This is a genomic window from Pseudoalteromonas sp. PSi26, assembly GCF_054960575.1.
This window is the reverse complement of the sequence record NZ_JBHNYT010000003.1, coordinates 179,850-195,973: the sequence shown is the minus strand read 5'-3', so window position 1 is coordinate 195,973 and position 16,124 is coordinate 179,850. Positions and strand designations below refer to the sequence as shown.

Sequence of the window (16,124 nt, the reverse complement as noted above, 5' to 3'; positions counted from 1 at the left end):
GGCGCTTTTTTAATATTAGTGAGCGACCACTCTATTACGGCCTGCCTCTTTTGCTTCATACAACCCTAAGTCAGCCTCTTCTAATAATGAATGCTCTGAGGTTGAGCGGCCATCTTCCATGGTTGCAACGCCAATACTAATCGTGATGTACTGTGCATTTAAAGATGTTTTGTGCTCTATATTTAATTCGTTCACTGCGTTTCTGAGCTTATTTGCAAACGCAATTGCTTCCTTTTTAGATACATCAGGTAAAATAGCCGCAAACTCTTCTCCACCGTAGCGAGCAATAAAGTCACTTCCACGTTTACATTGTGCCAATAAAGATTGGGCAACCTTTTTTAAACATTCGTCACCGGCTCTGTGACCGTATGTATCGTTATATCGCTTAAAGTGATCTATATCCATTAGCAGTACAGATAGCACCGAGCCGCCTCGCTTACTTCTTCTCCACTCTCGAGACAAGTTCTCATCAAGGTAACGTCTGTTGGGTATTTCGGTTAATCCATCAATGGACGCTAACATTTCAAGTAAATCGTTTTTTTGTTTTATCAGTAATTGATTTCGTACTCGCACTCTAACAATAGAAGCGCTGAATGGCTTAGTAATATAGTCCATCGCGCCTAACTCTAATCCTTTTGATTCATCAGCATGCTCTTGATTAGCAGAAATAAAAATAACTGGAATAGCCTGGGTAATAGGATTTTCTTTTAACTTAACAATAAGTTCAAAGCCGTTCATAACGGGCATTACAATATCAAGTAAAATCAAATCAACTTGTGTAATTCTTACAAAAGCAAGTGCCTCTTCTGCACTTTTAGCTAAAAACACGTCATGCTCTTCACACAACGTTTTTTCAAGTACTAACCTGTTAAGTGAATCGTCGTCAACTACAAGCACTTTAGCTTTTTTTGACATCCACCGCCTCCAAACCTCTAATAAATACAATAACCTGCTTCAACTGCATAATAAGCTCTTTTATGATTTGATATTCAGGGTCATTGGTCGCTTTAAGACTTTGTTCGCACTGCAGCGCACAAGACGATAACCGCTTAAAACCCAAGTTACCCGATACTCCTTTGATACTATGCACTAAACGTACCAAGTCACCTTTAGCGGTACATTCGTCAATTTGTTGTAATTGGGTCTCACATAGGCTAGAAAATTTATCAATCATAGTATTAAGTAACGCCTCATCAGCGCTAAATTGAGCTAAGGCAAATGCCCTATCAAAAAATACCGTTTTAGTGATCTGCATATCTGCAATGGCATCTAAAAGAACTTTAGCAACAACGGGCTTTGTTAAATGTTTATTCATACCGCATTTTAACGAACGCGCTACATCTGCAGGTTCACAATGCGCTGTCAATGCAAATATAGGCAATTGCTTATCGTCAAACTGTTGACGAATCAACGTAGTAGCTTGACAACCATCTATATGCGGCATTTGCACATCCATTAAAATCAGATCTGGTTTTAAAACTTGTAGCAGCTCCATACCATCAGATGCATTGGTTGAAGTGACAACATTTATGTTAGCCTTTCTTAGAACACTACTTATAATTTCTAAGTTTAGTTGATTATCATCAATTGCTAATATCAGTAAACCTGATACCTCCCTGCTCGGTTGCTGTGCCTGTATATTAGCGTCACTTGCAATTTGCTTTAATGCAAAATCACTACTTAAATTAAATAATCGCTGTCCAAGTGCAGATGCTTTTACATGCTGCGCTAATAAGCCTTTACTCATAGATGAACTAAAGGTTAGCTGATGATTAACGATAATGACCGATACAGCGTGTGAAGTAAGCGAGTCATATATTGCTTTTACACTTAATAGCTCAGGTAAATCCGCTTCATCAACAATGAGCTGCGTAAACCCCGAGAGCTTAATTGGGTAATTCAACGCTTCATTTAAGTCAATACTGGTTAACTCTGAATAGGCTGCTACAGCGCGTTTTAAAGCTTGGCTTCGCTGGGATATAATAGCCACAGCATCAACAGGCAAAAGCTGATTTTTTGTATCGTCTACCTGTAAACTAATGCTGAAATAAAACTCACAACCAAGGCCTTTTTCACTGTTTACGGCTATCTCGCCGCCCATGAGAGATACAGCATGTTTTACAATGGCCAACCCTAACCCTACACCTTGATGGGTGCGTGTTGATGATTCATCGCCTTGTGTAAAGGCATCAAATAAACGTAATTGGTCAGCCTCATTAATCCCGCTGCCAGTATCTTTTACACTAAAACAGATCGCTTGCTCGGTACTATCTCCCTCAATTAGCTCCATTTTTAAAGTAATACTGCCATTGTGAGTAAACTTAACAGCATTAGTTAATAAATTACCCAACACCTGCTGTAGCCTTATGCTATCGCAAATCAAACTAGGTGCAATTAAAGGGTCAACATCAATAATAAATTCAACCCCTTTTTGCTCACACAAGGGCCCTGTTAAGCTATCGCAAATATCAACGAGTTCCACAATCGTAAATGGGGCTAGTTTTAACTCAGCCTGTGCGCTTTCTACTCTGGCAAAATCGAGCATGCGGTTGAGCATTAATAGTAAACTTTGCGCAGCTTGCTTAGCTTGATCTGTTTGCTGAATTTGTCTTTGCGTAAGCCCTTGCTCTATAAGCATGTCAAGCAAACCTAACACCGCATTCAAAGGAGTACGTATTTCATGACTTAAGTTAGCTATAAATCGACTTTTAGCAAGGGTTGCGCGCTCAGCATTGTGCTTAGCTTTAGTTAATGCACTCACATCTTGTAAATGGATAACATAATACGAAGGATCTCGCTTTTCATCCCACACGAGCGATACACTGAGTTGAAGCCAGCTAGTCAAATTTCCACGCGCTAATGTTAAATGATAAACTTCTTTTTTATCATCGAGCAGCTGAGCTAATCTTGTTTTAATTTCTTGCCACTGACTATCATCAAATAGCAGTTTAAGTTGCTCACCTACCAACACATCTTGTTCAGTAAATAATTTTCTTGCTGCTTTGTTTACCTGCAATATAGTCTGATCAAGCGAAAGAAGCACAACACCGTTTGCAGCAAATTCAATAGCACTTCTAAATTTAGACTCAGACGCTTTTAGTGCATGTAAAGTTTGCTGCTGTTCTGTTATATCTCTACCGATCCCCATTGTGCCTAACAAGTGCTGATGCTCATTGTAAAAAGGCGCAATCGTCAGTTGGTAAGACTTATCATCTGTATCAACACGTTGCTGAACGTTACTGCGATTTTGTAAAACCTGTTTTTCAAGAATACTTATTTGTTCGTATTCGTCAGTTATGTCTTGTATGCGCCTACCGACTAACGCGCTTTGATCGCACCCAATGTACGCTTCAAATGCCTTGTTGCACCCTAAAAAAGACCCATCAATATTCTTAAAATATATAAAATCAGGAACACTATTTAGCATAGTGTTTAGTAAAGCTAAATGTCGCTCTTTAGCTTGATAACTGCGTGTTAGTTTTTCTGATTGCAATTGCAGCTTTTCGTCAAGCTCTCGGTTTACATCTTGCAGCGAATCGACTAGTTGTCTGTTTTTAGCAAATACTAGTTTTATTTTAGTAAACCATGGCTGCCAATTAATAGGGATTTGATAATTAGACTCTTTACTGTTGTCGCTATTGCTTTGCTCTAAGTAATGCATGAGGTGTGTCATAGGTTTTAAAAATATGCGCTGACTTAACCAAAAGAACACATAAAACATTAAACTTAAAAACAGCGTTAAAAATATAAACTCGAGTAAAATTTCATACCGAATAACATTTACAAAATCGGATTTAGGCTCATAAAATGCAGCATGTATTGGGAGGTTGCTTTTTGGCTGCATAAAAAAGTTTGTGCCACTGGTTAATACCGTTAATTTTTGTTGTGATGCCGCCATTTCAGGCCAGTATTCTTTAAGTGTGATCCCCTCAGCTATCGCATTTTTTGTGCTTGCAACAACCTGATCAAACCGATTAACAAATATATATTCTCCCTGACTTGGCGTAACTTTTTTTAGCCAGGCAGAGATAACCTCCACATCGTAAATAACGATAATATAATCACGCGAGCCAAGTTCTCGCTGGCGTCCGATTGAGTAGTAAGCCTTCCCGTCTATATTTACAATCGGGCTTGAAGATAAAAGGCTGCCAGAAAAGTCTGGTTTAAATCGCTCTTCAAGAATCTCTGTTAGTAATAAACTCTTGCTCTTATTACGCCTCGCTACAAATGCAGCGCCATTTTCATCAACATACGCAACGGCGCTAAGCGACTGCATAAGTGCCAGAGTTGTATTAAACGAAGGACCTAATTTAACTAACTGTTGCCACTTTGAAAGTTCATTTGGTGAAAGATTAAAATCCCCTTTACCTACAATCTCGGTGCCTTGTTGAGTAAAATGGCGATAGTAGTAACCTTCATACTGATTAATACCTTCAAATAAATTACGATTAGCAAGACTCAGTGCAGGCTGCTCGTATAAGTTAAGCATATTAGCCATTAAATCACTGATTGATTGCATGCCATGATTTATTTGGGCGGATATATTAAGAAAATCAGCGTCACGTTTTTCTACCGCGCGTTCAAGCTTGATATTGTAAAGATGTAAACACAGTAAAAAAGCAACGATTAAAGGCACCAACAGGGCAACAATTAAAGAGCGATAATAATGTTTGAGAGGTAAAAAATTCAACGTACAGTCTGCCATTTGGCCCGAAAATCAATCATTAGACTATCGAGCCAAATAGTTAAGCGCAAGTTATAAATTCTCTTCTGCAAATGAAGCCAACCGACTCCTTACTACACCATTAAGATTTATAGTTGCACTGCCTTCAAAGTTTTTAAAACGCTCTACTATGTAGGTTAAACCTGATGTGACTGGCGTTAAATAATTGCTGTCTATTTGCGCCAAATTACCGGTGCAAATGAGCTTGGTGCCTTCTCCGCAACGAGTAATAATTGTTTTAAGTTGAGACGCTGTTAAATTTTGGCTTTCATCTAAGATCACCACCGCATTTTGAATACTGCGCCCACGCATAAAATTAACCGACTTAAACTGTACATTGGCCTTTTCCATGATGTAATTTCGGCTCGATACTGGATTCTCGTCACCTTTATGGAGCACTTCTAGCGTATCGGTAATAGCAGCGAGCCACGGCGCCATTTTTTCCTCTTCCGTACCGGGTAAAAAACCAATAGACTCTGCAATTTCAGGGGTATTTCGGGTCACAAGCACTTTATCGTAAATACCTTTTTCTATAACCAATTCAAGCGCACACGCAAGCGCTAATAACGTTTTCCCACATCCGGCGGGGCCCGTTAAAATCACCAGTTCAATGCTGGTATCAAGTAATGCATCCAGCGCCATACCTTGATAAATATTTTTGGGCTTAACGCCCCATGCATGGTGATGCATTAACCGCTCAACACTAATATCTTTTATAGTAATGTGCTTATCATCAAACGACTTTACCCTGGCTGCAAAGTGATTACTCTCGTCAAGTAAATACTCATTACAAAATACATCGGGTATTAAATTTTTAGGCACATGATGAAACGTATCTCGCCCGTGTTGCTCTGTATTGCACTGCCCAACATGATTCCAAAAATCCCCTTCAATTTTTTTATAACCGCTAGTGAGCAAGCTTATATCGTCAATAAGTTGGTCGGTCCGGTAATCCTCAACATATTTAAGCCCTGCGCCTTTAGCTTTTAAGCGCATGTTTATATCTTTTGTTACTAATATTACTTTTGAATCACTGTGCTGCTTTTGTAAATGCACAGCACAGTTAATAATTCGATGATCGTTTTCATTGCCTGGCAAACCCGAAATTGAGTCTGCGAATAAATGGTCGTTAACAATAATGAGCGTGCCGGCAGAGCTCGACTTTGCTTTTTTATTACTGGGTAAGGCTACACCTTGTAGCATTTGTTCAGGGGTTGCGTTTTTAAGTACCTCATCTAAACCACGGATTGCAACGCGGGCATCGCGGCTTACATCGTGTTTTCGGTCCTTAATGTGATCAAGCTCCTCAAGTACGGTCATCGGAATAACCACGTTATGTTCTTGAAAAGACAAATAAGCGAGGGGCTCATGGAGGAGTACGTTGGTGTCTAGCACATACATTTTACTTTCAAGGTTCGAAGCTTTTTCCATAGCACTTTCCTTACGTTTTATGATTTTTATGCTATACCAAAATAACTAAGTAAAACGGGCAAAAATCAAAACCTGCAATACTTAATTGCCAAGGCATATTGAAAGTTTAGTCTATTTGCCATAAAAGTCCGTTTTATTACAACCTGAATTTAGTTTTTATTTACCTTTTTAATGGGTTAATAAATGGCGGTTTTATTCTTTATAATTAACACTTATAAAATTAATTAAAAGTGAGCTAAATAGCGCCTTGCAGTGGTGTTAGCTTACAGGTAACATAGCCGCCCTTTTCATCATAGACGAGACATACATGAATTTTTCCTTAGGTCAGCGTTGGATCAGTGATACAGAGTCAGATTTAGGATTAGGCACCGTTGTTGCCATTGAAGGCCGCCAGGTCAGCATATTATTTCCAGCCAGTGGTGAAAACCGTGTTTACTCTACAGCAGAAGCACCCGTTACCCGTGTGGCATTTAATCCAGGCGATGTGATCAAAAGCGTTGAAGAATGGGAATTAGAAGTCGAATCTATCGAAGTACAAGGTGAGTTACTTTGCTATGTGGGCACCCGTGTTGATAACGGCGAAGAAGCAAAGTTAAAAGAAACCTTTTTAGATCATTTTATAAAATTTAATAAGCCACAAGACCGTTTATTTGCCGGCCAAGTAGATCGTTTTGATCGTTACACGCTTCGTTACCAAACATGGCAACATAAATTTGAACGCGAACAATCACCTATAAAAGGATTGATTGGTCAACGCGCTAACCTTATACCCCACCAGCTTTACATTGCCCAAGAAGTGGGTAAACGTTTTGCACCACGCGTATTATTGTCTGATGAAGTTGGCTTGGGTAAAACCATTGAAGCAGGCATGATACTGCATCAGCAAATTATTAGTGGCCGCGCAAGCCGCGTACTTATTGTTGTACCTGAAAACCTGCAGCACCAATGGTTAGTCGAAATGCTACGCCGCTTTAACTTACGTTTTTCTATTTTTGATGAAGAGCGTTGCGACGAAGCCTTTGCCGACTCGCCAAATGTATTTGACACAGAGCAACTTGTCCTTACAAGCCTTGAGTTTTTAACCAAGAAAAAGCGCTGGTTTGAACAAGCCACATTAGCTGATTGGGATCTATTAGTTGTTGATGAAGCGCACCACTTAAGCATTAATAACGGTAAACCAAGTACTGAATATCAACGCATGGCTGAGCTAAGCCAAGATATTCCGGGCCTTATTTTACTTACAGCAACGCCTGATCAACTGGGCCATAGCAGTCACTTTGCTCGCTTACAATTACTCGACCCAGACCGTTTTTACGACTACGACTTATTCAAAGAAGAAGAAGCCAATTACAAAGATGTAGCGCAAGCGGCAAACCAATTATTGCAAGAGCAAGCTCTTGACGACAATGCAAAAGCAACGCTTATTGAGCTATTAAAAGAAACCGACATTACCGTCATTCTTGAAAAAGCGCAGCAAGGTGATTTACCAGCGCGTAAAGAAATACTTAATATGTTGCTAGATCGTCACGGTACCGGCCGTATATTGTTCAGAAACAGCCGCAGTGGCATTGATGGCTATCCAAGCCGTAAATTACATGCCTATCCAATGGCATTACCAAAGCAATACAAAACGGCCATGTCGGTACTTGGTAGCATGAGCGGTATTCAAAATGCAGAACTAAGTGCGCATCGTGCTCTTTTCCCTGAAAAAATATTTCAAGAGTTTGAAGGCGAAAGCGCAAGCTGGGGCGCATTTGACCCTCGCGTAGATTGGTTAATCGACACACTTAAAGCGCTTAAACACGAAAAAGTACTTCTTATTTGTGCCAAGGCCGAAACTGCTATTAGCCTTGAGCAAATACTGCGTGAACGCGAAGCGATTAAAGCCTCGGTTTTCCACGAAGGTATGACGATTATAGAGCGTGACCGCGCGGCCGCCTTTTTTGCAGACGAATACGATAACGCACAAATATTATTGTGTTCAGAAATTGGCTCAGAAGGTCGTAACTTTCAGTTCTCACATCACCTAGTGTTATTTGATTTACCATTAAACCCCGATTTACTAGAACAACGAATTGGTCGATTAGACCGTATAGGGCAAACACAAGATGTAAACATTCACGTGCCATACTTTGAAAACACGGCGCAAGAAGTGCTACTGCGTTGGTACAACGAAGGCCTTGATGCGTTTGAAACCACGTCAACGACTGGCCAGCTACTATACAAAGAATTTCGTGATGACTTACTCGAGTTTATTTCAGCCCATAACTGTGATGAAGACGAACTTGACCCACTCCTTGAGCAAGTAGCTCAGCAAAATACTGTGCTACGTAAAAAAATGGAAAGCGGGCGAGATCGTTTATTAGAACTGCATTCATCAGGCCAAGGCGCCGCCGACTCATTAGTTGCTGATATTGAAAAACTCGACAACCAGTTTGAGCTGCCCAGCTACATGATTAACGTGTTCGACACCTTTGGTGTAAGCCAAGAAGACAAAGGCGAAAATACAATTATATTAAAGCCTACAGAGCATATGTTAAGCGCGTCATTTCCATCGCTTAAAGATGACGGCATGACAGTGACATTTGACCGTGATACTGCACTTTCACAAGAAGATGTACATTTTATCAGTTGGGATCATCCAATGGTGCAAGGCACGATGGATATGATTTGTGATGATGACTTTGGTAGCGCATCGGTTGCTTTACTCAAAAACAAAAAACTCCCTGCGGGCACCTTTTTTGTTGAGCTTATTTTTGTAGCCGAAGCAATGGCACCTAAAGCATTACAAGTGGGCCGCTTTTTACCCCCAACGCCTATTCGTATATTGCTTGATAAAGCCAGTAATAACTTAGGCGAAAACGTCGCATTTGACGGGTTTAATCAACAGCTTTCAGCCGTAGGTCGTCAAACAGCAAGTAAACTTGCGGGTGCGCTTCAAAGCGCAATTCACCCTATGATCACAACTGCAAAAGACATGGCACAAGAAAAACTCGAGGTTATTCGTTCACAGTCGCTAGCTAAAATGCAAACGTCTCTTAGCGAAGAACAAGAGCGATTAAGCGCGCTCAAACAAATTAACCCTAATATTCGCCAAGAAGAAATTACCTTTTACGATAAGCAACGCAGCGAGTTGACTACGCATATTGAAAAAGCGCAGTTACAACTAGATGCAATTCGCTTAATTGTGGTTTCGCACTAGGGGTTTTGCACTTTTAGTTGTTAGTAAAAATTGCAAACAACAGCAGCTAAGTGAAGCGTGGTATTTATACCGCGCTTTTTTATATTCAAACATGGCATATAAATTAGAAGCCTTCGTACAGACTATCAATGTTTTTCTTGAGCCTTTGCCCTTGCTACCCTAAAATAGTGCCCTTCAAAATCATTAAGGTCGGCCGTGTTAGTTAATTACAATCCCCCAATGAACCCGTATTTAACCATACTTTTTCAAGACGACGACTTGCTCATTGTTAATAAACCCAGCGAATTATTGACCGTACCAGGTAAAGATCCTAAGCATGCCGACAGCTTAATTAACCGCGTTAATCGCGTATTTCCAACCGCAAGAATTGTTCATCGTCTTGATATGGCAACGTCTGGCATACTCTGCCTAGCTATGAATAAAGCTGCCCATAGGCATTTAAGCATGCAGTTTCAAGAACGTGAAACTGCTAAGCGGTATATTGCTCGCGTATTTGGGCAACTTGAACAAGACAATGGCTCGGTTGATTTGCCACTTATTTGCGACTGGCCTAATCGCCCAAAGCAAATGGTGGATCATGAAAATGGCAAGCCATCACTCACTCATTTCAAAGTACTTGAACGCGAAGAAAGCGCCACACGCGTAGAGCTCACTCCAATTACGGGGCGTTCACATCAATTGCGCGTACATATGCTAAGCCTTGGCCACCCTATCTTAGGTGACCGACTCTATGCCTATAAAGAGGCGCTTGCAGCCGCACCGCGTTTACAACTCCACGCACAAATGTTGCAACTAAAACACCCGGTAACCGAACAAGTAATGACCTTTGAAGCAGAACCCGAGTTTTAATGGGCTCAATTACTTAGGAAAAATTAAACTTTTAAACAACTATGCCGATACCTAACTAATGACGACTGGTTGAGCGTGTTATGGTGTTTTTGCAATTATTTAAAAAGGTTCTGTGTTACATGGCATTTAGCTGTGTAGCCCTTTTAGCACTGTGTACAACGGCTGCAGAACATATTGCCCCGCCTTCTTTATCAAGTATTGAAAATAGCGATATTAAACGCCTTTTACCTACCGACGAAGTAAAAACAATGCTAGCAGGTGAAACTGAATTTTTAAGTTTACGTAGTGAGTACATGAGCGCTGATTTTAGAGGGATTGTATTACTTATTCCCGATTGGCAATCAACCCCTACCAACAATGCTGGAATGAATTACTTGCGCAAAGAGCTTAACAATTTAGGCTACACCACCTATGCGATGACCACCCCTGATATTGATTGGCAAGCGAGTAAAATAGCTGAGCCTGCTGCAGAAACAGCACCACGTGCCGCCACTGAAACAGAGAGTCAAGCCAACAGTGAGTCAGAGCAGCCTAATGCTTCAAGTAAAAATGAAGCGCCTCATCATGTGGATGCCATTGAAGCCATCAGCGACGAAATACTCGATAACTACAAACTAAATTTACTGGCGCGCTACAAAGCCCTTTACCAAACCGCGATGGAAGAGCCTAGTAATATTGTTATTATTGCCCAAGGCACCAGCGCTGGGGTTTTAACTGAGTACTATGCAGACTTTCCACAAGAGCGTATTGATGCGTTTATTAGTGTAAGTAGCTATTTACCCAATGCAAAGCGTAATAAAAGCTTAAGCCAAACAACGTCTCTTGTTACGCCTGCACTTTTAGATATTTATTACGCCAGCGACAATCGTGACATTTTAATTAACTTAAAAAATCGCCAGCGCTGGGTTAACCGAAACGCCAAGTTTGACTACCGCCAGCGCCAGTTATTTGGGCTTCGTGATCAACCTCAACAACATGCTCGGCTAACAAAAGAAATAGACGGCTTTTTACGCCGCCTTTTTTAAATACTCATAGGCTGCTTGAATGTCTTGGCTTTTTTTAACGGCTAATTCCATCATGTGCTTTGGTAAACCCTGCGATACTAATTTATCTGGGTGGTGTTGCGCCATTAACTTACGGTACGCTACTTTTACTTCTCGCTCTGTTGCTCCCTCGTTAAGCCCTAAAAGTCCAAGTGCTTGAGTACGATTCATGTTGTTATTAGGTGGCACATGATGCCCTGAGCCTTCTTTATAACTGCTACTTTGCCCTTGCTGTTGTTGATAACGCTGTTGCTGTTTTCTAAAATTAAACTCAGCTTGATAGCGTTTAAGCACAAACGCAAAATGCGTTTTAGAAATGCCTAGCTGTTTACTTACTTCACTTAGTAACTGCTTTTCTTGCTCAGCCAAAACGCCATCAGAAAACGCCATTTGAATTTGTATTTCTAAAAATAATTGCAGTAAGTCATGACGCTTAGCAAAACGTTCTTTAAAATCATAGACGGTTTCTTTTAATGAAAAGTCACTTTGCTTACCCGCTTGAAAAGCATGCTGTGCTTCACGGCGCTCTTCGCCTTTCAAGCCCATTTCATCCATAAATAAGCTGGCGGCTTTTATATGTACTTCGCTTACTCGGCCGTTAGACTTTGCAATATGCCCCATCACTGCAAAGCAGCTTGAAAAGAATAGCGCTTGGCGCTCGTGGACATCATCACCATTAAATAAACTTGAAAAACCACCCGCCTTATCAAAATTATTTTTTAAGCTTTTATCAAATAAATGACCAAGGTATAACCCTAAAATAGCACCAAAAATTTTGCCAAACATAAAGCCAAAACAAAATCCGAGTATTTTTCCCCACATATAAACTACTCCTATTAATTATGTGTCGGCTTACGCCAAGCGCTCATTTAATGCCGTTAAACGCGCTGGTGTGCCTATGTCATCCCAATTACCAATATAAAGCTCGGTAGACACTAAATGCTTACTTAGTTTTTCTCGTAATAACGGCCCAAGCGGACGAATACCCGGCTCTAAACCATTAAAAAAGTCAGCCTGATAGCGGCTAATACCCGAAAACGTATATTTTGGACTCTCAGGCGATAAATGACTCAATGCAAAATCGCCATCAGGATTATGAGGGGGATTTTCAATAAGCACCAAATGTGCCTCACCTGGTTGCAAATGTAATTGCATGAGCGAGCTTACATCGTAATCGGTAAATACGTCGCCATTTATCACAATAAACGATTCACCTAATAACGGAAGTGCTTGAATAATTCCGCCTGCGGTTTCAAGGCCGCCTTCAACTTCTTGGCTATAAACAATATTGACACCAAATTCACTGCCATCTTTAAAGTACGCTTTAATTTTATCACCCTGCCATGCAAGGTTTATCACTATGTCGGAAATGCCAGCGGCCTTTAAGTTATTAACATGGTGCTCTATTAGTGGTTTATTTTGCACTTTAAGCATAGGTTTAGGCATAGCTTGAGTGAGCGGCATCATGCGCTGCCCACGCCCTGCGGCTAAAATCATGGCTTTCATAAATTTACCTGCTCTAATCTTTTAGTCACTTTTGGCACTATTGTATTTTTAACCCAGTCACTGAGTGAATTAAGTTCAGGATAGCGCTCAGCAACATCTACAATATATTCAAGGGTAGGCAAAATATTAGCTAAATAACCGGTCTTACCGTCACGCAAATACAGGCGACAAAATATACCGGCGGCTTTTAAATGACGCTGTAAACCCGTTAAGTCAAACCAAACCTTAAATTCTTCAAACGAAGTATTAGTGACTAAGCCTTCGCGTTTAAACTCGTTATATCCAAATGCTAATAGCTGAGCGAGTTCATTATTAGGGAGCTTAAAATAGCAATCGCGTAACAACGAAACTAAATCGTAACAAAGTGGGCCGCGTACGGTGTCTTGGTAATCAATTATTGCCCACTGAGAATCGCTGTGCATAATATTACGGCTGTGGAAGTCGCGATGAACTGTGACCGTGGGTTGTTCAAGCATGGTTTGAGTGAGTAGATCACAGCTCGACTCCCACATTTTAAGTTGGTTTGTATCAACGCTTTCAGCAATAAAATCTTTTACTAACCATTGGCTGAATATCGACAATTCAAGCGCTATAAAGTCTTTACCATAGGCCAGCATATCTGGAGCCTCAGGCGTTTTTGCCCACTTAGCTGATAAACTTATTAACTGTGTGTAGTAGTCGGTTCTATTTGCATCATTAAGCATGTCGGCTAAGTGTGTGCTGCCTAAATCAGTTAAAATAAAAAAGCCTTGTTGTTCATCACTTTTAATAATATGCGGTAACAAAAAACCCTGGTAAGTAAAAACTTGGTTCAAAGATAAATACGGTGCGTTATTGATCTTTTGTGGATCGGAGTCCATTACAATAAAGTGCTGATTATTAATTGTTAAGCGAAAATACCGCCTAAAACTCGCATCTCCGGTTATCGCCTCAAGTGTATCTGGCTGTTTGCCAAAGTGGGTCGTTATGAAGTGTTGTAAATTATCAAAGCGTGTCATTTTATAAGATATCTATTTTTAACTAAGTTAATTAGGTCAATTACTGTATTTGCCATTATTTTCCTTTATTATGTGTAAATTATATTTATACACACAGTATTAGGGTCAATAAATGAGCAAAACCTGGGGCATTTTGATGCTAAGCGTAGTTAGCGCACCATCGCTTGCCGAAACTGAACTGACACACAAACTTTGTGGCACTTCAATGCAAACCAGAGCTTGGCAACCGCTACCTGGCGTAAAACTCGGTAATGTTGACATTAAAGCTGATGATGTAGAACTCCTTGGTACTCAAAGCGCCGAATTTACCGGCAATGTTGATATTAACACCGTTAATATGAGTTTGTCCGCACAAACTGCATTGATAGACAAGCAACGTGGTTTACTTAATGCCACAGGTCCTATTGTATATCGCGATGCTGTTAGTAACGTAAATAGCTCAGGGTTAAATGCCGATTTAAATAATTCAGAAATTAGCCTGTTAGGTGCTGATTACAAGCTAACAGAACAACAAGGTAAAGGCGGTGCTGAAAAGCTCACTATAAATGATTCTGGCTTAGTACTGATGAATGCAAGCTTTACTGCTTGTCCGGGCGAAACCCCAGCTTGGGAAATTGAAGCCGACGAAATTAATTTATCTCGCGAAGAAGGCTGGGGCGAAACTCATAACGCCATACTTCGAATTTTAAATACCCCTGTTTTGTATTTACCTTATTTTACTTTCCCATTAGACGAGCGCCGTAAATCGGGATTACTCACGCCTAGTATCTCAAGCTCAGACAAGTATGGCTTAGAAACCATTACTCCTTATTATTGGAATATTGCGCCTAACTTAGATGCCACCATCACACCACGTTATATGGCTAACAAGGGTTTGCAATTAAAAACAGAGCTTAGATATTTAACCAAGCAACATGAAGGTCTAGTGGGTATAGAATACCTAAACAAGGACGACTCAGAGCCAGCGCTTGGTGAGCGCTACATGTTTCATTGGCAGCAAAAAAGTTACTTAAACGAAAATTGGCGAGCAAGTGTTGACGTTACCAATGTAAGCGACGATAACTACATTACTGATTTAGAATCTAGTTATGCGAGTAAAACCGACACTCAACTTTATCGTACCGGCGTACTGACTCATTTAGGAGACACATGGCGGACCGATATAAAAGTTCAAAACTTTGAGGTACTGGGTGATCACTTAGAGTCGTACACTGCTATCCCACAAATTAATTTCACACAAACAGCACCATGGAAATTTGATCATTTTGATTTTAGCGTGTCTGGTGAGTTGAGCCATTTTACCAACAGCTCTGCAATTATAGATCAAGCAACTCGAGTTCATATTGAGCCAAAAGCACGGTTTGATTACGACCAATACGCATGGTCATTTTTATCTGAAGTAAGCTTATTACAAACAAATTACGATCAACAAGGTGACCTTTCTGGCACACAGTTTAAACAAAGCGTATCGCGTACTTTGCCAAAAGTACGTTTATATTCACAGCTTAATTTTGAGCGCGATACTTCCTTCCTTGTCCAAGACGGTATTCAAACACTAGAGCCGCAAATACAGTATTTATATACGCCCAATAAGGATCAATCTGATATTGGTTTATACGATACAACCAAATTACAAGACGATTATTACGGCTTATTTAGAGACACACGCTTTTCTGGTGTTGATCGAATAGCCGCTGCAAACCAGTTTACGCTCGGTGCAACAACGCGCTTATTTGATAAAAAACAAGAAGAGATTTTTAACTTTAGTGCCGGACAAATATTTTATTTATCTGATGATGCCAAGCCAACCGAGCAAAGCTTAAACTCAGATACCAATTACAATGCATTATTTGCAGCGCAAACCATGGTACATTGGCATCGTCGTTGGTATTTTTCTGCGGGTATACAGTACAACACTGATAGCAAACAAATGATTCAATCAAATGCCACTTTAGATTACAAAGGTGATAATAATCAGCTAGTGCAATTGAACCATCGCTATGCAAATGATGTCTCAGGAAATACAATCGAGCAAACAGGTGTGTTTACAAGTATTCCAATAAGTGACGAATGGCAGTTTATTGCAAGCTATCATCGCGACCTTGAAAACAACCGAAGTGTCGAAATATTAAGTGGGTTGCAGTATGAATCGTGCTGTTGGGCGTTTCAAATTACTGGTCACCGCCAAATCGAAACTGATTTAAATCAGTCAATAGGTACAGAGCAAGCCACCTTTGATTCAGGTATTAGTTTTAATTTTGTACTAAAAGGACTGGGAAGTAAAAGCCGCTATGATGCACAAAAACTATTACAACAAGGTATTTTTGGCTATCGTAGACCGTATTTTCTTAATAACTAGTATCACAAACGTA

The 16,124-nt window shown here is 40.3% G+C and carries 10 protein-coding genes; 4 read left to right on the top strand and 6 right to left on the bottom strand.

Translation table 11 applies throughout. From position 1 onward, the window contains the following. Nucleotides 1-15: 15 nt before the first annotated feature. The 3 genes from ACFI34_RS04710 to ACFI34_RS04700 form a co-directional block, all read right to left on the bottom strand. Nucleotides 16-915, bottom strand: a complete 900-nt coding sequence (locus ACFI34_RS04710; protein WP_462672589.1) for a GGDEF domain-containing protein — start codon at nt 913-915, stop codon at nt 16-18. Next, nucleotides 899-4,690, bottom strand: a complete 3,792-nt coding sequence (locus ACFI34_RS04705) for a PAS domain-containing hybrid sensor histidine kinase/response regulator (protein WP_462672588.1) — start codon at nt 4,688-4,690, stop codon at nt 899-901. Before ACFI34_RS04705 ends, ACFI34_RS04710 begins: the two co-directional genes overlap by 17 nt. Before the next feature lie 66 nt (nt 4,691-4,756). Beyond that, complete coding sequence (locus ACFI34_RS04700) at nt 4,757-6,154, bottom strand: PhoH family protein (RefSeq protein ID WP_462672587.1); 1,398 nt, start codon at nt 6,152-6,154, stop codon at nt 4,757-4,759. Between the two features lie 307 nt (nt 6,155-6,461). On the opposite strand from ACFI34_RS04700, the gene rapA reads away from it, so the two are divergent. The 3 genes from rapA (at nt 6,462) to ACFI34_RS04685 (ending at nt 11,230) form a co-directional block, all read left to right on the top strand. Continuing rightward, nucleotides 6,462-9,356 carry an RNA polymerase-associated protein RapA gene (gene rapA, locus ACFI34_RS04695; RefSeq protein WP_462672586.1) on the top strand — a complete coding sequence of 965 codons (2,895 nt, stop codon included), beginning with the start codon at nt 6,462-6,464 and terminating at the stop codon, nt 9,354-9,356. Between the two features lie 195 nt (nt 9,357-9,551). Next, nucleotides 9,552-10,205 carry a bifunctional tRNA pseudouridine(32) synthase/23S rRNA pseudouridine(746) synthase RluA gene (gene rluA / locus ACFI34_RS04690; protein ID WP_462672585.1) on the top strand — a complete coding sequence of 218 codons (654 nt, stop codon included), beginning with the start codon at nt 9,552-9,554 and terminating at the stop codon, nt 10,203-10,205. Between the two features lie 119 nt (nt 10,206-10,324). Beyond that, complete coding sequence (locus ACFI34_RS04685) at nt 10,325-11,230, top strand: DUF3530 family protein (protein ID WP_410899752.1); 906 nt, start codon at nt 10,325-10,327, stop codon at nt 11,228-11,230. On the opposite strand, the gene djlA is transcribed toward ACFI34_RS04685, so the two are convergent. Genes djlA through ACFI34_RS04670 form a run of 3 tightly spaced genes read right to left on the bottom strand, consistent with a single transcriptional unit; the run spans nt 11,213 to nt 13,752 of the window. Then, nucleotides 11,213-12,070, bottom strand: a complete 858-nt coding sequence (djlA, locus tag ACFI34_RS04680) for a co-chaperone DjlA (RefSeq protein ID WP_410899751.1) — start codon at nt 12,068-12,070, stop codon at nt 11,213-11,215. The genes ACFI34_RS04685 and djlA overlap by 18 nt on opposite strands. 30 nt (nt 12,071-12,100) lie before the next feature. Then, nucleotides 12,101-12,754 (bottom strand): N-acetylmuramate alpha-1-phosphate uridylyltransferase MurU, encoded by a 654-nt coding sequence (gene murU / locus ACFI34_RS04675; protein ID WP_462672584.1) that lies wholly within the window; start codon nt 12,752-12,754, stop codon nt 12,101-12,103. Then, nucleotides 12,751-13,752, bottom strand: coding sequence for an aminoglycoside phosphotransferase family protein (locus ACFI34_RS04670; protein WP_462672583.1), 1,002 nt, complete (start codon nt 13,750-13,752; stop codon nt 12,751-12,753). Before ACFI34_RS04670 ends, murU begins: the two co-directional genes overlap by 4 nt. Before the next feature lie 112 nt (nt 13,753-13,864). Between ACFI34_RS04670 and lptD the strand changes: the two genes are divergently transcribed. After that, the gene (gene lptD, locus ACFI34_RS04665; RefSeq protein WP_462672582.1) at nt 13,865-16,111 is read left to right on the top strand and encodes an LPS assembly protein LptD; all 2,247 of its coding nucleotides are present in this window, start codon (nt 13,865-13,867) and stop codon (nt 16,109-16,111) included. Nucleotides 16,112-16,124: the final 13 nt, after the last annotated feature.